This is a genomic window from Streptomyces sp. NPDC060064 (assembly GCF_042736455.1).
Classification (GTDB): domain Bacteria; phylum Actinomycetota; class Actinomycetes; order Streptomycetales; family Streptomycetaceae; genus Streptomyces.
This window is the reverse complement of sequence record NZ_JBHWWF010000015.1, coordinates 166,421-186,926: the sequence shown is the minus strand read 5'-3', so window position 1 is coordinate 186,926 and position 20,506 is coordinate 166,421. Positions and strand designations below refer to the sequence as shown.

Here is a 20,506-nt window from a genome sequence, read left to right as displayed (position 1 = left end):
GGCCCACCGCGTGATCGCGGTGGGCCGGGCCCTTTGTGTGTACGTTCAGCTCGCCGCGACCGGTTCACGTGCCAACCGTCTAGTACATCTGTGTAAAACGTAGGTATAGGACAGTTGTATGGACGCGCGGTACGCTGCTGACATGGGACATCGTGAGGATCTGCTCGAAGGCGCCAAGCGCTGCCTGCTGGAGAAGGGCTACGCCCGGACGACCGCGCGCGACATCGTCGCGGCCTCCGGCACCAACCTGGCCTCCATCGGCTACCACTACGGCTCCAAGGAGGCGCTGCTCAACCAGGCCTTCCTGGCGGTGACCGAGGAGTGGGGCGACGCGGTCGGCCCGGCCAACAGGGAAGCGCCCGATATGGCGGCGGATCCCCTCGAGCGCTTCGAGAAGACCTGGGAGCAGGTCATCGCCGCGTTCGATGCCAGCCGCCAGGTCTGGAAGCTCCAACTGGAGGTCGTATCGCGGCTCGACGACGACGAGAAGCTGCGCGAGGCCATCAGGGAACCGCAGTTGGAGGGCCGGATGGGGATGGCCGAGGCCTTCGCCGGCATGGACCAGGGGGCGGACCCGGAGAAGGCCCGGGTGGCGGGGCTCTTCTACCAGGCGATGGTGGCGGGCGTGATGATCCAGTGGATGGTCGACCCGGAGACGGCGCCGTCGGCGAAGGACCTGACTGACGGGCTGCGGGCTATCCTGGAGAAGAAGGGCTGAGACCCGCTGCGGGGGTCCGCCAGTCGGAGTGTCGCTGTGGTTGCCGCTTTCGCGCCCCCCGCGTTACCTGGAACGGGGCGGAGCGAGGCTCACGGAGCGGTGAGGAGCGGCGATGATCACGCAAGAGCAGGTCGATCAAATCCTCCGGGTGGAGGGAAACGGACTTCCGTGCGTCTCTCTCTACGTCCCCGTGGAAGCGGACAGGAGGGGCCGCCGCGCGTTCATGGCCCGGTTGGCGAGCCTGCTGGACCGCATCCGGCCCCTCGCGGAGGACAGCTCACTTGAGCACGCCGCGCGGCTCTCGCTCCGCGAGGACATCGCGAAGATCGAGAAAACGCTCGTGGAGGAGCCCCATGAACCGGGCGCTGTCGCCGTCTTCTCCTGCAGCGGCAACGGCGTCTACGAGGAGGTGCGGCTGCCGCGAAGCACCCGCGAACGCATCGTGGTGGACGCCGATCCGTACGTCCGTCCGATGCTGGGCGTGCTCGACGAGTACTACCGCACCTGCGCGGTCATCGTGGACAAGGGCACCGGCCAGGTCTGGGAGCACTACCTCGACCAGGTCCGGGAGCTGGAGATGATCCGCGACCGTACGCTGCGCAAGCCCAACTACGCCGCGGGGCTCGCCGAGGACCGGGTCCGCAACAAGGCCGACGAGCTGAGCAAACGGCACTACCGGCGGCTCGTCGCCGAGCTGAAGCAGCTGTTCGGGAACGGGAGCTTCGACCTGCTCGTCGTCGGCGGCCACCGTCATGAGGTACCGGCCTTCATCAACTTCCTCCCCCGCGAACTGCGGGACCGGCTCGTCGGAAACTTCACCATCGACCGCGAGACCACAACGCCCGCGGACATCAGGCAGAAGGTGGAGGAGTTCGTCTCCGATCACGCACAGGAGGAGCAGCTACGGCTCGTCGGCGAGATCTTCGAGGCCAAGGCGGCCCAGCGGGCCAGCGCAGTCGGGCTCGACGAGACGCTGTGGGCGGCGTCGCTGGCCGCGATCAGGACGCTGGCGGCGGACGAGGAGGCGGTCGTCCCTGGCGTCGTCTGCGACCGGGACGGGCTGCTCGCGCGCTCGGGAGAGACCTGCCCGCTCTGCGGGGAGCCGCTGCGCGAGGTCCCCGACATCATCGACGAACTGACCGAGACCGTCATCGACGACGGCGGCGAGGTCCGGCACATCGTGGCGGAGACGGAACTGCGCACGCACCAGGTCGGGGCCCTGCTGCGCTTCGAACTGCCCCCGCAGCCGCCCGCCGCGAAGTAGCCCGCCGGATCCGTTTGTGCGCAGGGATCCCCTCGGGCCCGGGTCGACGACCCGAGCCTTGTGGGGCCAGGGCGTGTTTGAGAAGTCCCGCCTGCCCCGCGACCCCTGGCACGCACACTCGCGTTGGTCGGAGTCGCCCAAGTACGTCCAGTACGAGGGCGATCCTCCGCCTTAGAGCCGTGCCGCCTTCAGGGCCATGTGCAGCAGCAGCCGGTCCTCGCCGTTGTCCAGGTCCAGGCCCGTGAGCTGCTCGACGCGCGAAAGCCGGTAGTAGAGCGTCTGGCGGTGGATGCCGAGCGCCGCCGCGGTGCGTCCCGCCTGGCCCGCGCAGTCGAGGAACACCTCGGCGGTGCGGGCCAGTTCGGTGTGGGAGCGGTCGAGCAATTCGCGTACGGCGGGGTCGTGCGCGGCGTCCGCGGGGAGCGCGGTCAGCATGCGGTACGGGCCGATGGCGGGCCACTCGGCGACCGGGCCGAGCCGGGGCTCGGCCCGTGCCGCGCGGGACGCGGAAGCCGCCTCCAGCCAGGCGGTGTTGAGTCCGGCGAGGCCGCGCCGCGGCGTGGCGATCCCGGCGGTCGCCGCGTCCCCGCCCGCGGCGGCGCGGAGCCGGTCGGCCGCGGTGAGGGCGGGCGAGAGGGTGTCGGCGGAGCGGAGCCGTACGAGGACGGCGAGCGCATGGCCGTCGGGGGCGGAGTCGTCGTGCGGGTGCGGGGCGCCGGACGGAGAGGCATCGGCTCCGCCGCGAGACGTGCGGGTCGCGGCGCGCCGGGCCGAGGTGCCCGTGCTCGCGCCGCTGCCGGGATCTCCGGCCCCGTCCGGGGCCGTATCGAGTGACCCGGTCTCGAGCTGCCCGGACCTGCCGCCGTCGCCGAGTCCCGTGTCCCACGGCACCGTGCACAGCGCTGCCACACCCGGCAGCGAGCGGGACGACGGGGCATCGGCCGCGCTCCATGGCGTCACGCACACCACCGCGTCCAGGCGGTCCGCGCTCGTGCCGCCCAACGCCGTGCGGAGCGCCGCCACCGCCATGTCGTACTGCCAGCCGCTCTCCGCCGTCAGGACGGCGCGGAACTCACGGGACAGATCCGTGCCCGCACGCTCCTCGTCGGCGAGCAGCGTGCCGATCCTGGCCGTGACCTCCATCGCCGCGGCGAGTTGGGCCTGCGTGGGCCCAGGGGCCGCGTCGAGCAGCCATACGTATCCGAGGACGATGCCCCCGTGGCGTACCGGAAGGCAGATCCGGTCGCGGAAGACCCCCGCCTCCGGGGCTGCCGGGATCCGGACCGGGCCCGTCGCACGTGCGATGCCGAAGCCCTCGAACCAGGCGCGGACCGCCGGTGTGGACTTCCGGGTCAGGATCGAGCGTGTCCTGACGGGGTCCATCGCGGTGTCGTCGTCGCTGTCGTGGGCTCCGAAGGCGATCAGGCCGAAGTCCCGGTTCTCCAACGTCGCCGGCTCGGCCAGCAGCGCCGAGATCTCGTCGACCAGCTCTTGGTAATCGCCTTTCACTCCGCCATTCTCGCACCCCTTCAGACATATGTCTGAGATCCGGACCACGGATGCGTGACAGCTGTCGATGGCAGAGGATCGGAGCGATCCTTAGGTTTCACGGTGGTTCTTCGTGCCGTTCCGGATGCGTTGTCGTCTGTTCCGCTTCGCCTCCGTTTCTGCTCTGTCCTTCTCTCCGTGGAGGTCCCCGTGCTGGGTCCCGTGATCCTCGCCGCGTCGCGCAGCGACAAGATGCGCCGTATCGTCTCGGCCGCCCCGGTCACCAAGCCCGTGGTGAACCGTTTCATCGCCGGCGAGACGGTCCAGGAGACGATCCCCGTCGTCCGGGACACGGCCGACCGTGGTCTCGAGGTCACGCTCGACGTCCTCGGTGAGGACATCACCGACCCGGCGGAGGCGCTGCGCGCCCGCGACGCCTACCTGGAGCTCATCGAGGCCCTTGAGCCGCTGGATCTCGGGGTCCGCGCCGAGATGTCGGTGAAGCTCTCCTCCTTCGGTCAGGCCCTGCCCGGCGGGCACGACCTCGCGCTGAAGAACATCACCACGGTCGTCGAGGCCGCCGCCGGGATCGGCACCACGGTCACCCTCGACATGGAGGACCACACCACCATCGACTCGACGCTCGCGATCCACTCCGAACTGCGTGAGCGCTTCCCGCAGACCGGCGCGGTCGTCCAGTCGTACCTCTTCCGCACCGAGGACGACTGCCGCGCGCTGGCCGCGGCAGGCTCACGCGTACGTCTGGTCAAGGGCGCCTACAAGGAGCCCGAGACCGTCGCGTACCAGGACAAGGCCGAGGTCGACAAGGCCTACATCCGCTGCCTGAAGATCCTGATGGAGGGTGAGGGCTACCCGATGGTCGGGTCGCACGACCCGCGCATCATCTCCATCAGCCAGGAGCTCGCCCGCCGGGCGGGCCGCAAACTCGACGAGTACGAGTTCCAGATGCTGTACGGCATCCGCGAGGCCGAGCAGCAGCGGCTCGCCGCAGAGGGCCACCGGATGCGTGTCTACATCGCGTACGGCACCGACTGGTACGGATACTTCATGCGCCGCCTCGCGGAGCGCCCCGCCAACCTGGCGTTCTTCCTGCGTTCGCTGGTCAGCCGCGGCTGAACCCCCCAACTGACCTACTGATTAAGGAGATTCGGCACCCATGGACGCTGTCACCCAGGTCCCCGCGCCGGTCAACGAGCCGGTTCACTCCTACGCGCCCGGCAGCCCCGAGCGCGCCCGCCTCGAGGCGAAGCTCAAGGAGCTGTCCGAGAACCCGATCGAGCTGCCGATGACGATCGGCGGCGTCCGGCGGATGGGCGGCGGCGAGCGCGTCGACGTCGTACAGCCGCACAACCACAAGGCCGTCATCGGTACGTTCGCCGCTGCCACGCAGCAGGATGCGCAGGACGCGGTCGACGCCGCGCTCGCCGCCGCGCCCGCGTGGCGTGCGATGTCCTTCGACGACCGCGCCGCGATCATCCTGCGCGCGGCCGAGCTGCTGGCCGGTCCGTGGCGCGAGACGCTCGCCGCCTCCACCATGCTGGGCCAGTCGAAGACCGCCCAGCAGGCCGAGATCGACACCCCCTGCGAGCTCGTCGACTTCTGGCGCTTCAACGTCAAGTACGCCCGTGACCTGCTCGCCGAGCAGCCGCCGGCCAACTCGCCGGGTGTGTGGAACCGTCTGGACCACCGTCCGCTCGAGGGCTTCGTCTACGCGATCACGCCCTTCAACTTCACCGCGATCGCGGGCAACCTGCCGACCGCACCCGCCCTCATGGGCAACGTCGTCGTCTGGAAGCCGTCCCCGACGCAGACCCACGCCGCCGTGCTGCTGATGCAGCTCCTGGAGGAGGCCGGTCTGCCGAAGGGTGTCATCAACCTGGTGACGGGCGACGGTATCGCCGTCTCCGAGGTGGCGCTGAACCACCCCGAGCTGGCCGGTATCCACTTCACCGGCTCGACCAAGACCTTCCAGCACCTGTGGAAGACGGTCGGCAACAACATCGAGAAGTACCGCTCCTACCCGCGCATCGTCGGCGAGACGGGCGGCAAGGACTTCGTCGTCGCGCACCCGAGCGCCGACCGCGCGGTGCTGAAGACCGCTCTGACCCGCGGCTCCTTCGAGTTCCAGGGCCAGAAGTGCTCGGCGTCCTCGCGTGCGTACATCCCCGCGTCGATCTGGAACTCCGGCTTCAAGGAGGAGTTCGCGGCCGAGGTCGACGGCATCAAGATGGGTGACGTCACGGATCTGACGAACTTCATCGGTGCCGTGATCGACGAGCGTGCCTTCGCGAAGAACAAGGCCGCGATCGACCGCGCTGCCGCCGACCCGACCTGCACGATCGTCGCCGGTGGCACGTACGACGACTCGGTCGGCTACTTCGTCCGCCCGACCGTCGTCGAATGCGCGGACCCGAGCAACGAGGTCTTCACGACCGAGTACTTCGGCCCGTTCCTGGCGGTCCACGTCTACGAGGACGACCAGTACGACGCCATGCTCGAGCAGATGGAGTCGGTGTCGGCCTACGCCCTGACCGGCGCGGTCGTCGCCAACGACCGTGCGGCGGCAGCGCACACGATGGAGAAGCTGCGGTACGCCGCGGGCAACTTCTACATCAACGACAAGTCGACCGGCGCCGTCGTCGGCCAGCAGCCCTTCGGCGGCGGCCGCGCGTCCGGCACCAACGACAAGGCGGGCGCCCCGCAGAACCTGATGCGCTGGACGCTGACCCGCGCGATCAAGGAGACGCTGGTCCCGCCGACGGACTACCCGTACCCGCACATGGGCTGACCTCCGCCCACCCCGGCCGACGCCCCACCGGGCCGAAGCCCCCTCGTGACCCCGCCCCCGCCCGGCCCCCACGCCGGCCGGGGGCGGTCCACGTTCGACGGGTTTAGGCTGCAGTGAGGGGGTGCTGGAAGGAGAGTGTGATGCCTGGTTCCACGACTCTCGGCCCCGGGCACGGGATCGACTGGATTGAGCACACCGACGCCGTGCGGGTGGCTTCCGTGATGCGGGAGTTGAGCGCGCTACTGACGATGGACGGGCCGAACCGGCTCACCGATGCGCAGGTCAGCGTCTTGTGCGGGGGACTTGTGCATCACCGGCAGGAATTCGGTGAGTGGGTCGAGCGGCTTGCGCAGGACCTGACCCGGAAGGTGTCGGCGTAAGGCGGCGGCCCCGCGCCGGGGGCGACCCGAAGGGCCCCCGGATGCCGGGCATCGGCCTCCCCGACCAGGCGTCGCCTCCCCGCTAGGCGTCGGCCGCGGAGCCTGCTTCCCTCTCCGGTTCTGTGTCCGGGGCGGCCTTGTCCGCGGCCGGGGCGGCCTCGGCCAGGCGCTTGATGGCCGAGAGGCGGGTGTCCCACTCGTGGGCGACCCGGTCCATCCATCGGGCTGTGATGCCCAGCCGCGCAGGCAGCACCGTGTACCGCGTCTCCCGTCCCTCCCTGCGGCCGGCGACGAGGCCGGCCCGGTCGAGGACCGCGAGGTGCTTCACGATCGCCTGCCGGCTGACCGGCAGCTCTGTCGCCAGGACCGTGGCGGTCGCCTCCCCGTGCGCGGCGAGGGCGTCGAGTATCCGGCGCCGGGTCGGGTCCGCCAGTGCGGACAGGACCTCCGCCACGGCCTCCTGGTCTGCGTCCGCCGTCATTCCGCGAGCTGCTCCGCGTACTTCTGCAGGTTGACGACCACCTCGGTCCAGCCCGCCGAGTGGCTGTCGTACCCAGCGGTGTCGATCCTGTCCTCGGGGACGGCGAGTGCGTCGAAGCCGGTCTCCACCACGCGCAGGTGCGTGCCGGCGCCGTCCGGGGTGAGGGTGAACTCCACCAGGGTGGAGTTGCCCTCGACCGCCTGCTCCCCGGGGAAGGCGCTCGCCCAGCGGTACGAGAAGTGGTGCGGCGGGTCGACCTTCACGATCGTGGTGGGGAACTGGCCGTACTGGCCGTGATCCAGGTACATGGTCCCGCCCGGGCGCAGGTCGACCGGCGTCGGCTTGCCCTGCCCGAACCAGGAGCCGACGTGCTCCGGCTCGGTGAGCACGGCCCACACGCGCTCCACCGGTGCGGCGATGGTGATCTCTCGTTCGATGCGGTCCTTACTCATGATCCCTGCCTCCTGTTCGGCTATGACGTGCTACCCAATGGTTGCACGTCATAGGCAAATCGTGCAACCCATCGGTTGCGCGAGTGGTTGCGGCGGCCTGGGAGGATGCGGAGCATGAGTGAGTCACTGCGCACCGCCCACACCTTCGAACTCGGCCCCGCCGAACTCCTCGAGATCCGCACCCTGTTGACGGATGCGTTCCATGGCGGCTTCAGCGACGACGACTGGGATCACAGCCTCGGCGGCATCCATGCGCTGGTGCACGAGGACGGGGAGCTCGTCGCGCACGGCAGCGTGATCCAGCGCCGGGTGATCCACGCCCACCGCTCACTGCGTATCGGACACATCGAGGCGGTGGCGGTCCGCGCCGACCGGCGGCGGCGCGGACTCGGCGGCCTGGTGATGGAGACGCTGGAACGGGTGATCGACGGGGCGTACGAGTTCGGGGCCCTCTCCGCCTCCGACGACGGCGCCGAGCTGTACCGGGCACGCGGCTGGCGGCTCTGGGAGGGGCCGATCGCGGCGCAGGGGCTGGGCGGGGTCATTCCGCTGCCGGACGAGGAGGACAGTACCTACGTCCGCCCGGCGGCGAGCCGCCCCCTCCCCGCCCCCAGCCGCACGCTCATCTTCGACTGGCGCGACGGCGACGTCCTCTAGCCCGGGGACCGAGGCCCACGGTGACGTCGTACCAGCCGTTCTGGTGCGCCACCGCGTTGAAGCCGTGACTGATACGGAAGCCGTGACTGAACGGATGAAATCGCGCGCGGCGGCGCTGCTCGGGCGCCCGGGGCTGGAAGTGATCACGCGCCAGTGCTCACGACCAGACCCAGGGAGCAGCCATGCAGCACAAGCACCTTCGACAGGGACCTGGCCACCGGGCCCTCCTGATCTGCTGCGTCGACGTCCTCGCGGCAGCCGCCCTCGTCGGCCTGGGAGCGGGCGAAGCCGGCGCGCGGGTGCCGCTCTGTTTCGGCGTCCCGGCCACGTCCACGACCGGGACGCCGGGGCCCGACGTGATCATCGGCACTCCGGGCGATGACGTCGTCGACGGTCTCGGCGGCAACGACCTGATCTGCGGTCTCGGTGGCGACGACCGTCTGATCGGCGGACCGGGCAACGACTCGGTCAACGGCGGCGACGGCGACGACGGGGTGATCGGCGACGGCTACAGCGGCACCGGAGACGCGACCGGAGCCACGGGAGCGGACCGTCTCATCGGCGGCGTCGGCAGCGACAGCCTGGTGGGCGATCACTACGCCATCCAGGGCAGGGCCGAGGGGGAGGCGAATGACGCGCTGTACGGCGGGCCCGGGGACGACACCTTGATCGGCGACAACAGAGGCGACTACGCCTCGGGCGGCGCGAGGGACCGTCTCGAAGGCGGCGACGGAAACGACGGTCTCTACGGCGACGCGGTCGGCTTCTACGAGGCCTCGGGAGCCGGTGACGACGTGCTGCTGGAAGGCCGTGGCGAACTCGGCGATGCGACGGGCGACAACACGGCCATCATCGGCAACGCGAGCGGGAGCGGCGGTGACGACGTCATCGACCTGGGCGCGGATGGTGGAACGGTCGCGGTCGGCGACCACAACGCCTCCGGGGGCACGGCGATCGGCTCCGGCAACGACCGGATCGTGGGTGGCGGCGCGGGCGAGTTCATCATCGTCGGCGACAGTGCCCTGGGGGATGCCACCGGAGCCACCGCCGGGCACGACCTGATCTTCGGGCGCGGTGGGAACGACGTCCTGTTCGGCGACAACGTCGGCCAGACCGGCCAGACCGCCGGCGCCGCGGGCGGGGCCGACGCGATCGACGGCGGAACCGGCGACGACGTCCTCAGGGGCGGCCCCAGCGCAGACTTCCTCAACGGCAATGCCCATACGGACGACTGTGACGGCGAAGCGGGTGCCGACCTCGAGATCAACTGCGAGGTCTGACCGCCGAACCGCGGGCAGTTCTTCCAGGCCGACCGGCCTTACGCCCTGACGAGCATCTTTCCGAGATTCTCGCCCCGCAGCATGCCGAGGAAGGCGTCCACGATGAGCCCGAAGCCGTCGACGACCGTGACGTCCGGCGAGATCCGCCCGCTCCGCAGATGCGGGACGAGGAACTCCTCGAACTCGCCCTGCACATCGGTGTAGTTGCGCACCAGCACGCTGGGAGCTCGGTCGCGGCACGGCGGGCGAGGTCGCCGACGGGCGCGCCGACCTGGGGATCGCGACGATCGGGACCACCTCGCCCGTACCGCAGGAGCTGGTCGGGGGAGTGCTGGTGGAGGAGGGGTACGCCCTGGTCCACCCGGCCGGGCATCCGGCGCCGCGCTCACTGCCGCTGGTCGACTGGGCCGAGAACTGCACCTCGTACACCCGCGCATGGTGGGCGGACCAGCAGTGGCTCCCGAAGGCGACCGTCCAGGCGGAGGACGACGGGGCAGTGCTCTCGATGGTGAGCAGTGGTTTCGGGATGGCGGTCATGCCTGAGCTCTCCCTGACCGGAGCACCGGCCAACATCGAGGTCACCGATCTCGGGCCGGAGCGCCCGACGCGCTCCGTCGGCTATGTCACCACCCCTGAGCTGGCCCGCACGGTCGCGGTCAGGGCTCTGATCCGGGAGCTCAGAGCCCTCTCCCGGCCAGCGCGTGGTGATCGTCCGGTGATCGCCGTCTCAGATAGTAGGAAGTCCGAGTAATTGTGGAGACAGAAGCGTGTACCTGTCCTAGCTTTGTAGAAGCCGAACGTCTCGCTCGATCCAGCGAATGGCGGCCCTGAGTCAGTGCCCCCAGCAGGCAACCCCTGTGGCACCGCTCACCGCCCCTTCCGGCGCCTCACAGATACATCACCGGCATTGCCGTGTGGCTTTCTGATCTGAAGGAGTCGATCATCATGCCCGCTGAGACCGCCCGCCGCGTCCGCCACTCGTCCCGCACGAGCGAGTCCGACCGCAAGAATGCCGCCGCCGCCCTGCAGCGAGCCCTCGACCGCAGGGACAACGGCGGTTCCACGGGTCACTGACCCGGCATCCTCGCCGCCCGCTTCACTGCCCGCGCTTGACCTCGAAGTAGTCGATGCGCTTGCCGCTCTCGGCGAGCGCGGAGACCTTCAGCTTCGGGGCCGTACCGGACTCCGCCTCCACCGCGAGGAAGGAGAAGCCGGTGTAGCGCACGCGCGACCACTGCACGGCGTCGGGGTCGGGCAGTCGCAGCTTGGTCCAGTGGAACGTCACGATGGTGTCGTGGTCATGGACATTGCCTTCGTAGCTGTCCTCGACACCGGGCCCGAAGCTGTAGAGATCCTTGCCCGCGCCGCCGGCCGTGACGTACACGATGCCGTCCCGCGTCGGGTCGGTGGACGCCCCGATGGGCACCGGCCTGCCGACTTCGCCGCCCTTGATCGCGTCCGTGCGCTCGTACACATGGTTGTGCCCGTTGATCACCAGGTCGACCTGGTGCTTGGTGAAGAGCGGCAGCCAGGCGTCCCGCACTCCGCCAACGCGCCCGGCGCGTTGCGCGCGTCGGGACCGTTCCCCGGCAGCGACCAGCGGGCCGACTGGCCGCCGTAGCCGTTCGGCGAGTACCAGGCCTCCATGTCGTGGTTGCCGGTGGTTACCATCCACGGCACCCGCGAGGCCACGCTCTCCGTCTGCGCCAGGAACTGGTCCCACACCCGTGCGTCGTAGGTGTCCGACTCCTTGCCCTCCCCGCTGCTGTCCGCGTAGCAGATATTGCCCGCGTGCAGATGGAAGGACGGGTTCTGACCGAGGATCAACTGGTCGTTGGCGAGGGCGTCATAGCTCACGCCCTGGTCCCCGAAGGCCGTGAAGACGAACTTCTCGGGCGTCGCCGGAGCCGTACGGAACGAGCCGATCGTCGCCATCCGCTCGGGCGAGGCCGGATCGAAGCCCTCGTGCCCGACCCCGTAGTAGTACGTCGTCCCCGGCTTCAGCCCGTCGAGCCCCGCGTGCAGGTAGTACTGGTCGACCGCAGGCAGCTTCTTCGACAGCGAGGGCGTGTGCAGATCGCGCACCTCGGCCTCGATCTTCCGGCTCAGGTCCCAGGGCTTCGGGCCGACGCGCAGGTACGGCTTCTTCACCGCGAACGGCACCTGCCAGGAGATCCGCATCTGCGTCTTCGGATCGGCGCCGAAGGCGAGATGGCGCCCGAACGGCGCGACCAGCGTGCCGTTCACCACCGCGGTCGCCGGGGCCGTGGCGAGCTCGGGGGAGGCCGCGCTCGCGGTGGACGCACGGCCGAGCAGCAGACCGCCGCCGCCCGCCACACCCGCCGCAAGGCCGCCGGCCAGCGCGCCGCGCCGGGAGAGCTTGGGGCGTGCGTGCTTGGCGCGCAGATACTCGTGCCCAGACTTTGGGTGAACGATTCACAAACTTCCCACCGGGTCCGACCGGTCGGCGGAGTTCGGGCCCGTCCGGCGATCGAGGACACGCCTGTCCGGATGATGGACATCAAGTGTCATTGGATGGGACGCGGAGTAGGGTGCCGATATGTCTCGCAGCATCAATCTCGCAGTGATCCCCGGTGACGGCATCGGCCAGGAAGTCGTGGCTCAGGGCCTGAAGGTCCTCTCCGCCGTCCTCCCGCAGGATGTGAAGCTGGAGACCAAGGAGTACGACCTCGGCGCCCAGCGCTGGCACCGCACCGGAGAGACCCTCCCGGACGCGGAGCTCAACTCCCTCAAGAGTCACGACGCGATCCTGCTCGGCGCGATCGGCGACCCGTCCGTGCCGTCCGGTGTGCTGGAGCGCGGGCTGCTGCTCAAGCTGCGGTTCGCCTTCGACCACTACGTCAACCTGCGTCCGTCGAAGCTGTTCCCGAACACCGCGACCCCGCTGGCCGGCCGCCCCGACATCGACTTCGTCGTCGTCCGCGAGGGCACCGAGGGCCCGTACACCGGCAACGGCGGCTCCCTGCGCACCGGTACGCCCGCCGAGGTCGCCACCGAGGTCAGCCTCAACACGGCGTACGGCGTCGAGCGCGTCGTCCGTGACGCGTACGAGCGGGCGAACTCCCGTCCGCGCAAGAAGCTGACGCTGGTCCACAAGAACAACGTCCTCGTCTACGCCGGTCACCTGTGGAAGAACATCTTCGACAGGGTCGGCCAGGAGTACCCCGAGGTCACCACCGACTATCTGCACGTCGACGCCGCGACGATCTTCTTCGTCACCCAGCCGGAGCGCTTCGACGTCATCGTCACCGACAACCTCTTCGGTGACATTCTCACCGACCTCGCCGCTGCCGTGACCGGCGGTATCGGCCTGGCCGCGTCCGGCAACATCAACCCGACGGGCACCTTCCCGTCGATGTTCGAGCCCGTCCACGGCTCCGCGCCCGATATCGCGGGCACGGGCAAGGCCGACCCGACGGCCACGATCCTCTCCGTCGCCCTCCTGCTGCGTCACCTCGGCTTCGAGACCGAGGCGGCACGCATCGAGGAGGCCGTCTCCGCCGACCTCGCGGAGCGTGACGGTACGACGGTCCGTACGACGGACGAGATCGGCGACGCGCTCGCGGTACGAGTAGCCGGCTGACCTGACGGTTCCACTGAAGCCGCCGGGTCGCATCAGCACCCGGCGGCTTCTCCTGTGCGGCCTCCGGGTGTCACCATCAACCCTGGACCGCATTCACCCCGTTTCTTGCACGGCCCCACGCGAGCGATAATCGACGTGGGCCGCGGCATGCGGGAAAGCTCGGACGTCCTAGCAGTCGCAGCGGCGTGAGCGCGGTCCGTCACAAACAACCGGTGAAGGACACTGCACTCATGACGACGCCCACGATCGAGCTCAAGCCTTCCTCGCACCCGCTGTCCGACGCGGAGCGCGAGGGGATCCTGGCCAACCCCGGATTCGGCCGCCACTTCACCGATCACATGGTGACGATCAAGTGGACGGAGGGGCGCGGGTGGCACGACGCTCAGCTCGTCCCGTACGCGCCGCTGTCGATCGACCCGGCCAATATGACGCTGCACTACGCGCAGGAGATCTTCGAGGGCCTGAAGGCCTACCGCCGTCCCGACGGCTCGGTCGTCACTTTCCGTCCCGAGGCGAACGCCCAGCGCTTCCAGAGGTCCGCGGCCCGGCTGGCGATGCCGGAGCTGCCGGTCGAGACCTTCATCGAGGCGTGCGACGCACTGGTCCAGCAGGACAAGGCGTGGGTCCCGGCGCACGGCGGAGAGTCCTCGCTGTATCTGCGCCCCTTCATGATCGCGACCGAGGTCGGCCTGGGTGTGCGGCCCGCCAACGAGTACCTCTTCATCGTCATCGCCTCGCCCGCGGGCGCCTACTTCCCCGGCGGCGTCAAGCCGGTCTCCATCTGGCTGTCCGAGGACCGTGTGCGCGCCGTCCCCGGCGGCATGGGCGACGCCAAGACCGGCGGCAACTACGCCGCGTCCCTGCTCGCCCAGGCCGAGGCCGCCGAGAAGGGCTGCGACCAGGTCGCCTACCTCGACGCCGTGGAGCACAAGTGGGTCGAGGAACTGGGCGGCATGAACCTGTACTTCGTGTACGGGAACCGCATCGTGACCCCCGAACTCACCGGCTCGCTGCTCGCCGGCATCACCCGTGACTCGCTGCTCCAGCTCGCCAAGGATCTCGGCTACGAGTCCGAGGAGGGCCGGATCTCCATCGACCAGTGGATGACCGGCACCGAGAACGGCACGCTCACCGAGGTCTTCGCCTGCGGTACGGCCGCGGTCATCACCCCGGTCGGCCTGGTCAAGTCCGCGAGCGGCGAATGGAAGCAGTCCGGCGGCCAGCCGGGCGAGGTCACGCTGCGGCTGCGCAAGGCGCTGCTGGACATCCAGACGGGCAAGGCGGAGGACGTCCACGGCTGGACCCACCAGGTGGGCTGACGCCGACCGCAGCTCTACGTACGAAGGCCCGCCACCGGTTCACACCGGTGGCGGGCCTTAGTCGTCTCCGCGCCGTCCGTCCCCGGCTCGGGTTCGCGCTGCTGCTGAAGTTCTTCGAGGTGGAGGCGCGGTTCCCGGAGACGGCCCAGGAGGTGTCGGCCGCCGCGGTGGACTACGTGGCTCAGCAGGTGAAGGTTCCGGCCGTGGCGTGGGCGGACCACATCGGGCGGGTCGCGGCGGGCCGGGATGGGGACCGAGGGACACGACACCGACGCCGGCACATCCCGTCTCTACCGCCCAGTTGCGTCCCCGCAGTCCGTCGCCGCCTCGGCGAGTGCGCGTACCAGTGGGGTCGCGCGGTCCGTGCGCCAGATCAGGGCCCACTGGACGGGCGGGGCATCGTGGAGGGGTAGGTGGACGACGTCGGTCTGCGCGTTGTAGCGCCGCCCCTCGTCGGGGACTGTGCAGACCGCGTCGCCTGCCGCGACGAGGGCAAGGATCTCGTAGAAGGTGGCGACGGCCGGGCCGCGGCGGACGAGGCGTCCGGCCGGTGTGCGGGCCGGCAGGACGGCGGTCTCCCAGTAGGCGGGAATGGGGCCGTTCAGGCGCGGCACGATGTGGTCGCCGAGCACCTCCAGGCTCACCGACTCCTGCCGGGCGAGCGGGTGATCCGCGGCCACCATCAGGTTGAGCGGTTCCTCGCGGAGCACCACTCCGACGGTCAGGTCCGGCTCGCGGACCGGCAGCCAGGTGGTCACTGCGTCGACCTCGCCGGCCCGCAAGGCTCCGAACGGATCGCTGAAGAACACTTCCCGGAACCGGAGTTCGGCGGACGGGTGCCGGGCTCGGAAGTGGGTCAGGACCGGGGTCATGTCGTGCATCTGTGCGCCCATGACCCCCAGCGTCAGCGTGCCGGCCGAGTGGCGGGCGATGGTGGTCACCTCCGCCATGGCTTCCTGGATGCCCTCGTATGCCGGCTTCAGCCGCTGGAGCAGCACCTCTCCGACGGGGGTCATCCGCACGTGGCGGCTGGTTCGCTCGAAGAGCTGGGCGCCGATGGCGCGTTCCTGTTTCTTGATCGCCTGGCTGACACGGGCTGGGGAGACATGCAGGCGTTCGGCGCTGCGGCCGAAGTGGAGCTCCTCCGCGAGCGTCAGGAAGATCTCTATGTCCCGCAGTTCCATCATGTCCCCCGGTTCCCTTCTGGTCCCCGGAGTCGTGAACCTCTGGGTTAACGACCATAACAAGAACGGCTGTTGTTCCCGGGCTGCCCGGTACGCATGCTGGGTACCGGGCCGGGAGGCCGCTTCCGGCAGGTGACATGAGTCGGCATGAGGCGGCAGGACCGGCCTGCTCAATTCGGCCGACGACCCGGAAGGCGTGGACCGCGCGGAAGGCGCGTACCTCATCGGCCATGGGACTCGCCGCCCTTGGCTCCGCCCTCCGAGCACGAACCCCCACGGAGAGATTCCCGCGTGACATCTGACCCGAGCGCTGCCCGGACACCTGACCCGGCCACCATCCATCCACTGCCTGCCCACGAGAGGGTCGTCTTCCTCAAGCCACTGGTCGCCGGGACGAACGTCGTGGTGGGTGACTTCACCTACTACGACGACCCCGACGGCGCGACCGACTTCGCGCAGCGCAATGTGCTGTACGCCTACGGTCCGGAACGGCTGATCATCGGCAAGTACTGCGCGATCGCCACGGGCACCCGGTTCCTGATGGCGGGCGCCGACCACCCGTCGATGGGGGTGTCCACCTTCCCCTTCACCATGTTCGGCGGGAAGTGGACCGAGCAGACCCTCGACCTCGTCACGGGCATGCCCAGCCGCGGGGACACGGTGGTCGGCAACGACGTGTGGTTCGGATACGGAGCCACCGTGATGCCGGGGGTACGGATCGGCGACGGCGCAGTGATCGCGGCCGGAGCGATGGTCACCGCCGACGTGCCGCCGTACACCATCGTGGGCGGGAACCCGGCCAGGACGATCAGACAGCGCTTCGACGACAGCGGCATCGAACGGCTCGTGCGCGTCGCCTGGTGGGACTGGCCCGTCGAGCTGGTGACCGCGCACGCCCGGACCATCATGGCTGGTTCCCCGCAGGACATCGAGCGCATCGCCGCCGCCGAAGGTCTGGAGCAGCAGGAGTGACGACCCGGACCGTCGAGGAGTACGCGGTGTCCGGTCGCGACAGCGGCCCGTACGCGATCACCACCGGCCCGGACGGCGCGCTGTGGTTCACCATGGTGCACAGCGGCAGGATCGGTCGGCTCGTCCCGGGACAGGAGCCGACCAGTTATCAGCTCGCCCCGGACAGCGGTCCGACGGTGATCAGCAACGGGCCGGACGGCGCACTGTGGTTCACCGAGTACCGGGCGCACCGGATCGGCCGGATCACGACGGCCGGCCGGGTGACGGAGTTCCCGCTGCCGACCGCGGAGTGCGGTCCCTTCGGTATCGCCGCGGGGCCGGACGGCGCGCTGTGGTTCACCGAGACCGCCGCCGACCGCATCGGCCGCCTCACCACCGACGGAACGGTCACGGGGTACCCGCTGCCGCGCACCGGCGCGTTCCCCTCCGCGATCGCCGCGGCCGGGGACGCGATGTGGTTCACGATGAACAAGGCCAACGCCATCGGCCGCATCGGCATGGACGGCCGCATCACGGTCCACGAGCTGCCCACCGAGGCGGCCGCACCGGTCGGAATCGCCGCGGGCCCGGACGGAAGCGTCTGGTTCACCGAGATCGCGGCCGGTCAGATCGGCCGGAGAGCGCCCGACGGCCGGATCACCGAGTACCCGCTGCCCGACCGCTCGGCCCGGCCGCACGCCGTCACCACCGACGCCGACGGCACGGCGTGGTTCACCGAGTGGGGCGGCAACCGCGTCGGCTCGATCACCTCCGACGGCACGGTCACCGTCCACGACCTGCCCACCCCGGCCTCCGAGCCGCACGGGATCACGGTGGGCCCGGACGGCGCCCTGTGGACGGCCCTGGAGACAGGCGCACTGGCCCGCATCAAACCGACCACCACCAGAACCACCATCACCACCAAGCACACCGAACAGAGGAACGCCTCATGAAATACGCCCTCGTGATCTTCGAGACGCATGCGTCACGCGCCCGGATCCGGGCCGACCGCGACGCCTACCGGAAGGCGTACGAGACCTGGATCGGCGAGCTCGCGGCAGCGGGCAAGCTGGCGGGCGGCGACGCCCTCGACACCGAGCACCAGGGCCCCGTCACCGTGCGCAAGACGGCGGACGGGTCCGTAGCGGTGACCGAGGGGCCCGTGCACAGCGGCGAGGAGACCCTCGGCGGCTGGTTCGTGCTGGAGGTGGCCGACCACGCCGAGGCCATCGAGCTGGCCCGCGGCTTCCCCACCCCGGAGGCGCTCGAAATCCGCCCGGTCCTCGAATCGGCCTGAGCAGCATGCGGCCCTCGACGTCCTCTGCCCCGGACACCCGGCGTGCCTGACCAGCACGACATCCCGGGTCCGGAGCGTCGTACCCCTTCGCAGGAGTTGACTTGACTCTGACATCGGTGAGCTACCGACCTCTGACCGGCCCTGAGGAGATCGATCTCTTCTGCCGGCTCTCCTACGTCCTCGACCACGAACTGACCGACGACTTCGCCGGCGGCTGCCGCCGCCCCGAGTGGGCCTGGGTGGCCCTGGACGGCGACCGTCTCCTCGCCCGGCTCGCCTGGTGGACGACCCCGGGCGGTGACGTCCCGCTGCAGTTCGACTTCTTCGACGTCGACGACACGCTGCCCCGGGCCGACCGCGACGAGATCGGCCTGCGGCTGTTCAAGACGGCGACGGCGACCGTCTTCCCGGCGGGCGCGAAGCTGCCGGAGTACGGCCGCTTCGTCCCGCCCGACTGGCACGAGGACCCCGCGGCCCGCGAGGTGGTCGAATCCCGCACGCGCGTGCTGGAGAGCACGGGCGCACGGCTGCTGGTCGAGCGGCTGCGGCTGCAGTGGACCCCGTCGTCCCTGCTCCCGGAGTCCAAGGGGCGCCTCGTCTTCCGCCCGGTGGCCGACCGTGAGGACCTCCTCGCCCTGATGGCCCCGGTCATGGAGGGCACCCTCGACGCCCACGGCCAGGCGGACCTGTCATCCGGACTGAGCCCGCGCGAGGCGGCGGAACGGCACTACGACGGAGAGTTCGCCGGGTTCAAGAGCCCGCACGAGTGGTGGCGCATCGCCGAACTCCCCGGCGGGGGCGGTCCGGTGGGCTTCGTGGTCCCGGCCCGCAACAGCTACCACCCGATCATCGCGTACATCGGTGTCCTGCCCGCACACCGCGGCAACGGCTACATCGACGAGATCCTCGCCGAGGGCACCCGCATCCTGGCCGCCGAGGGTGTCGACCGGATCAGGGCATCGACGGACCTCGGCAACGTCCCCATGGCGAAGTCCTTCGCCCGCGCCGGATACGTCAACTTCGAACGCTCCCTCAACCTGGTCTGGGACTGACCCCACCTGCCGCGTCTCCGGATATCCCCCAAACGATCTCCGGAGACGCGGCAGGTTCAGCAGCCTGATCCACCGCTGCGGACCGGGCCGTCATGCGGTGACGTCGACCGTGGACGGTTCCGCCGCGGTCGACGTCACGGCCGGGACCGGAGCCCGCAGGGTCAGCAGCGTGTACGTCAGGCCACCGACCATGCCGGAGAGGATGAAGCTGCAGTCCACTCCGCCCGTGAGGGCGAGCAGCGGGCCTTCGTAGACCGTGGTGGAGACCGCCGTCAGACCGACCGCCGCGCCCAGGGCCCAGGACGCCGTGGCCCGCACGTTCCAGCCCGCCCGGTACCAGTAGATGCCACCCCGGGCGCGGCGGTTGAAGACCTGCAGCGCGTCCGGGTCGTACTGGCCGCCGCAGCGCACATGTCCGATCAGCGTGATCACCGCCCACGGGGTGCCGATGGCGGTCAGCAGCAGCACGAAGGACGTCATGGCCGACTGCGCGTCCCATGCGAACGAGCCGAGGAACACGAACGTGGTCGCGACGACGGCGGCCATCACGGTGGCCTTGGCGCGGGTGGCCTTCGGCAGGATCGCGTCCAGGTCGAGGCCCATCGAGTACAGCATCAGGCCGGAGTTGCCGACCGAACCTGCCGAGGCCGCGAGGAGCAGCGGTGCCAGGTACCAGAAGGGCGCGGCGTCGACGAGCGGTCCCGCGTACTCCAGCCCCGCGCGGGCGGCGAGAGCCGTGTACGTACCGAACAGCTGCGGCACCAGCAGGCCCAGGAGGAGACCCAGACAGCCGGCCCAGTACACCTTGCGGGTGCTGTGGCGGCGCGGCGAGATGTAGCGCGTGTAGTCACCGAGCAGCGTGATGAAGGCGACCGGGCCGCTCAGCCCGGCGGCGACGGCCGCGAGCAGCCAGGTGGGCCAGAAGGAGCCGAGCAGGTACGGCGTGTCGGGGGGCGCGGCCGTCGTGAAGTCGCCCGCGTAGGCGAAGACGCCGACCAGCAGCAGGATCACCATGCCGATGGACAGCACCTTGCTGAGCCGGAGCAGCAGCCGGTAGCCGTAGATCGCGCCGACGACGGTACAGCCCGCGAGCAGCGTGTACATCAGGGCGCGGGTGGCCCCGCCGTCGGGCAGCCCGACCAGCCGGGACAGGGTGCCGACCATCACGTCGCCGCCGATCCACAGCGTGAGGGCGGTGTACCCGAGCGAGAGCAGCAGGCCGACGACCGAGCCGACGAGCCGGCCGCGTACGCCGAACTGGGCGCCGCTGGACGTGGAGAGGTTGGTCGCCGTGTGCAGGGAGATCAGCGCGAGCGGGGCCGTGACCAGGATGCCGGCCAGCGTGCCGATGACGATCGAGGTCACTGAGGGCCACAGGCCGAGCCCGAAGGACGGCGGCAGCCAGCCGAAGACGATGACGCCCAGGCAGAGGTTCGAGCCCAGCAGGATCGAGATGAGATCGCGTGGCGTACTGGTGCGCTCCACGTCCGGGATGGTGTCGACTCCGCGCTGTTCTATCGGCATAGGGGTGCCCCTGAGACTCGGCTGTTTGAGTGGCGCTCAATGTGAC

19 protein-coding genes and 4 pseudogenes are annotated in these 20,506 nt (G+C 70.0%); 16 read left to right on the top strand and 7 right to left on the bottom strand.

From position 1 onward, the window contains the following. The first annotated feature begins 142 nt into the window (after positions 1-142). Together ACFWDI_RS19885 and ACFWDI_RS19880 are read left to right on the top strand one after the other, a co-directional pair. Positions 143-718, top strand: coding sequence for a TetR/AcrR family transcriptional regulator (locus ACFWDI_RS19885; RefSeq protein WP_385305582.1), 576 nt, complete (start codon positions 143-145; stop codon positions 716-718). Between the two features lie 112 nt (positions 719-830). Further along, a complete protein-coding gene (locus ACFWDI_RS19880) occupies positions 831-1,982 on the top strand; it encodes a hypothetical protein (RefSeq protein WP_385305581.1) in 1,152 nt (383 codons plus the stop codon). Between the two features lie 171 nt (positions 1,983-2,153). Here the strand turns inward: ACFWDI_RS19880 and ACFWDI_RS19875 are convergent, their stop codons facing one another. Further along, complete coding sequence (locus ACFWDI_RS19875; protein WP_385305579.1) at positions 2,154-3,491, bottom strand: PucR family transcriptional regulator; 1,338 nt, start codon at positions 3,489-3,491, stop codon at positions 2,154-2,156. 189 nt (positions 3,492-3,680) lie between these two features. Here ACFWDI_RS19875 and ACFWDI_RS19870 point away from each other — a divergent pair, with 189 nt between their 5' ends. From ACFWDI_RS19870 to ACFWDI_RS19860, 3 genes are all read left to right on the top strand, one after another. Further along, positions 3,681-4,607 (top strand): proline dehydrogenase family protein, encoded by a 927-nt coding sequence (locus ACFWDI_RS19870; protein ID WP_385305578.1) that lies wholly within the window; start codon positions 3,681-3,683, stop codon positions 4,605-4,607. A gap of 40 nt (positions 4,608-4,647) precedes the next feature. After that, positions 4,648-6,279, top strand: coding sequence for an L-glutamate gamma-semialdehyde dehydrogenase (gene pruA, locus ACFWDI_RS19865; RefSeq protein ID WP_385305577.1), 1,632 nt, complete (start codon positions 4,648-4,650; stop codon positions 6,277-6,279). Between the two features lie 140 nt (positions 6,280-6,419). Next, positions 6,420-6,659, top strand: coding sequence for a hypothetical protein (locus ACFWDI_RS19860; RefSeq protein ID WP_327326262.1), 240 nt, complete (start codon positions 6,420-6,422; stop codon positions 6,657-6,659). 82 nt (positions 6,660-6,741) lie between these two features. On the opposite strand, the gene ACFWDI_RS19855 is transcribed toward ACFWDI_RS19860, so the two are convergent. Both ACFWDI_RS19855 and ACFWDI_RS19850 read right to left on the bottom strand, forming a co-directional pair. After that, positions 6,742-7,140, bottom strand: coding sequence for an ArsR/SmtB family transcription factor (locus ACFWDI_RS19855; RefSeq protein WP_385305575.1), 399 nt, complete (start codon positions 7,138-7,140; stop codon positions 6,742-6,744). Beyond that, a complete protein-coding gene (locus tag ACFWDI_RS19850; protein WP_385305573.1) occupies positions 7,137-7,592 on the bottom strand; it encodes an SRPBCC family protein in 456 nt (151 codons plus the stop codon). The genes ACFWDI_RS19855 and ACFWDI_RS19850 overlap by 4 nt, the downstream gene beginning before the upstream one ends. Positions 7,593-7,706: 114 nt before the next feature. On the opposite strand from ACFWDI_RS19850, the gene ACFWDI_RS19845 reads away from it, so the two are divergent. Together ACFWDI_RS19845 and ACFWDI_RS19840 are read left to right on the top strand one after the other, a co-directional pair. Continuing rightward, positions 7,707-8,249: a GNAT family N-acetyltransferase gene (locus ACFWDI_RS19845; RefSeq protein ID WP_385305571.1), complete on the top strand. Its 543-nt coding sequence runs from the start codon at positions 7,707-7,709 to the stop codon at positions 8,247-8,249. A gap of 182 nt (positions 8,250-8,431) precedes the next feature. Continuing rightward, the gene (locus ACFWDI_RS19840) at positions 8,432-9,529 is read left to right on the top strand and encodes a calcium-binding protein (protein WP_385305570.1); all 1,098 of its coding nucleotides are present in this window, start codon (positions 8,432-8,434) and stop codon (positions 9,527-9,529) included. 38 nt (positions 9,530-9,567) lie between these two features. Here ACFWDI_RS19840 and ACFWDI_RS19835 read toward each other — a convergent pair. Continuing rightward, a pseudogene (locus ACFWDI_RS19835) lies at positions 9,568-9,759 on the bottom strand (NADP-dependent oxidoreductase); the annotation flags it as partial. Here ACFWDI_RS19835 and ACFWDI_RS19830 point away from each other — a divergent pair. Beyond that, positions 9,753-10,280 (top strand): annotated as a pseudogene (locus ACFWDI_RS19830) (substrate-binding domain-containing protein); the annotation flags it as partial. The pseudogenes ACFWDI_RS19835 and ACFWDI_RS19830 sit on opposite strands and share 7 nt — an antisense overlap. Before the next feature lie 194 nt (positions 10,281-10,474). Beyond that, complete coding sequence (locus ACFWDI_RS19825; RefSeq protein ID WP_326652808.1) at positions 10,475-10,603, top strand: hypothetical protein; 129 nt, start codon at positions 10,475-10,477, stop codon at positions 10,601-10,603. Positions 10,604-10,625: 22 nt separating this feature from the next. On the opposite strand, the pseudogene ACFWDI_RS19820 reads toward ACFWDI_RS19825, so the two are convergent. After that, a pseudogene (locus ACFWDI_RS19820) lies at positions 10,626-11,965 on the bottom strand (purple acid phosphatase family protein). Between the two features lie 124 nt (positions 11,966-12,089). Between ACFWDI_RS19820 and ACFWDI_RS19815 the strand changes: the two are divergent. The 3 genes from ACFWDI_RS19815 (at position 12,090) to ACFWDI_RS19805 (ending at position 14,865) form a co-directional block, all read left to right on the top strand. Continuing rightward, complete coding sequence (locus ACFWDI_RS19815; protein ID WP_385305568.1) at positions 12,090-13,133, top strand: 3-isopropylmalate dehydrogenase; 1,044 nt, start codon at positions 12,090-12,092, stop codon at positions 13,131-13,133. 230 nt (positions 13,134-13,363) lie between these two features. Continuing rightward, positions 13,364-14,452, top strand: a complete 1,089-nt coding sequence (locus ACFWDI_RS19810; RefSeq protein ID WP_385305567.1) for a branched-chain amino acid aminotransferase — start codon at positions 13,364-13,366, stop codon at positions 14,450-14,452. After that, positions 14,335-14,865 (top strand): DUF4158 domain-containing protein, encoded by a 531-nt coding sequence (locus tag ACFWDI_RS19805; RefSeq protein ID WP_385305565.1) that lies wholly within the window; start codon positions 14,335-14,337, stop codon positions 14,863-14,865. The genes ACFWDI_RS19810 and ACFWDI_RS19805 overlap by 118 nt, the downstream gene beginning before the upstream one ends. On the opposite strand, the pseudogene ACFWDI_RS19800 reads toward ACFWDI_RS19805, so the two are convergent. Then, positions 14,785-15,636 (bottom strand): annotated as a pseudogene (locus ACFWDI_RS19800) (LysR family transcriptional regulator); the annotation flags it as partial. The gene ACFWDI_RS19805 and the pseudogene ACFWDI_RS19800 sit on opposite strands and share 81 nt — an antisense overlap. Positions 15,637-15,927: 291 nt before the next feature. Here ACFWDI_RS19800 and ACFWDI_RS19795 point away from each other — a divergent pair. From ACFWDI_RS19795 to ACFWDI_RS19780, 4 genes are all read left to right on the top strand, one after another. Further along, positions 15,928-16,608 (top strand): CatB-related O-acetyltransferase, encoded by a 681-nt coding sequence (locus ACFWDI_RS19795; protein ID WP_385305563.1) that lies wholly within the window; start codon positions 15,928-15,930, stop codon positions 16,606-16,608. Continuing rightward, positions 16,605-17,540 carry a virginiamycin B lyase gene (locus ACFWDI_RS19790; protein ID WP_385305562.1) on the top strand — a complete coding sequence of 312 codons (936 nt, stop codon included), beginning with the start codon at positions 16,605-16,607 and terminating at the stop codon, positions 17,538-17,540. Before ACFWDI_RS19795 ends, ACFWDI_RS19790 begins: the two co-directional genes overlap by 4 nt. Then, positions 17,537-17,884: a YciI family protein gene (locus ACFWDI_RS19785; protein WP_385305561.1), complete on the top strand. Its 348-nt coding sequence runs from the start codon at positions 17,537-17,539 to the stop codon at positions 17,882-17,884. The genes ACFWDI_RS19790 and ACFWDI_RS19785 overlap by 4 nt, the downstream gene beginning before the upstream one ends. 116 nt (positions 17,885-18,000) lie before the next feature. Next, positions 18,001-18,936: a GNAT family N-acetyltransferase gene (locus ACFWDI_RS19780; protein ID WP_385305559.1), complete on the top strand. Its 936-nt coding sequence runs from the start codon at positions 18,001-18,003 to the stop codon at positions 18,934-18,936. 90 nt (positions 18,937-19,026) lie between these two features. On the opposite strand, the gene ACFWDI_RS19775 is transcribed toward ACFWDI_RS19780, so the two are convergent. Then, complete coding sequence (locus ACFWDI_RS19775; RefSeq protein ID WP_385305557.1) at positions 19,027-20,460, bottom strand: cytosine permease; 1,434 nt, start codon at positions 20,458-20,460, stop codon at positions 19,027-19,029. Positions 20,461-20,506 lie beyond the last annotated feature (46 nt).

Bases quoted from the DNA above. Each gene is read 5' to 3' on its own strand.
- ACFWDI_RS19785 (WP_385305561.1), top strand. From the start codon at position 17,537: ATGAAATACGCCCTCGTGATCTTCGAGACGCATGCGTCACGCGCCCGG.
- ACFWDI_RS19825 (WP_326652808.1), top strand. From the start codon at position 10,475: ATGCCCGCTGAGACCGCCCGCCGCGTCCGCCACTCGTCCCGCACGAGC.
- ACFWDI_RS19775 (WP_385305557.1), bottom strand. From the start codon at position 20,460: ATGCCGATAGAACAGCGCGGAGTCGACACCATCCCGGACGTGGAGCGC.
- ACFWDI_RS19885 (WP_385305582.1), top strand. From the start codon at position 143: ATGGGACATCGTGAGGATCTGCTCGAAGGCGCCAAGCGCTGCCTGCTG.
- ACFWDI_RS19855 (WP_385305575.1), bottom strand. From the start codon at position 7,140: ATGACGGCGGACGCAGACCAGGAGGCCGTGGCGGAGGTCCTGTCCGCA.
- ACFWDI_RS19810 (WP_385305567.1), top strand. From the start codon at position 13,364: ATGACGACGCCCACGATCGAGCTCAAGCCTTCCTCGCACCCGCTGTCC.
- ACFWDI_RS19845 (WP_385305571.1), top strand. From the start codon at position 7,707: ATGAGTGAGTCACTGCGCACCGCCCACACCTTCGAACTCGGCCCCGCC.
- ACFWDI_RS19850 (WP_385305573.1), bottom strand. From the start codon at position 7,592: ATGAGTAAGGACCGCATCGAACGAGAGATCACCATCGCCGCACCGGTG.
- pruA (WP_385305577.1), top strand. From the start codon at position 4,648: ATGGACGCTGTCACCCAGGTCCCCGCGCCGGTCAACGAGCCGGTTCAC.
- ACFWDI_RS19840 (WP_385305570.1), top strand. From the start codon at position 8,432: ATGCAGCACAAGCACCTTCGACAGGGACCTGGCCACCGGGCCCTCCTG.
- ACFWDI_RS19880 (WP_385305581.1), top strand. From the start codon at position 831: ATGATCACGCAAGAGCAGGTCGATCAAATCCTCCGGGTGGAGGGAAAC.
- ACFWDI_RS19860 (WP_327326262.1), top strand. From the start codon at position 6,420: ATGCCTGGTTCCACGACTCTCGGCCCCGGGCACGGGATCGACTGGATT.
- ACFWDI_RS19805 (WP_385305565.1), top strand. From the start codon at position 14,335: ATGGAAGCAGTCCGGCGGCCAGCCGGGCGAGGTCACGCTGCGGCTGCG.
- ACFWDI_RS19815 (WP_385305568.1), top strand. From the start codon at position 12,090: ATGTCTCGCAGCATCAATCTCGCAGTGATCCCCGGTGACGGCATCGGC.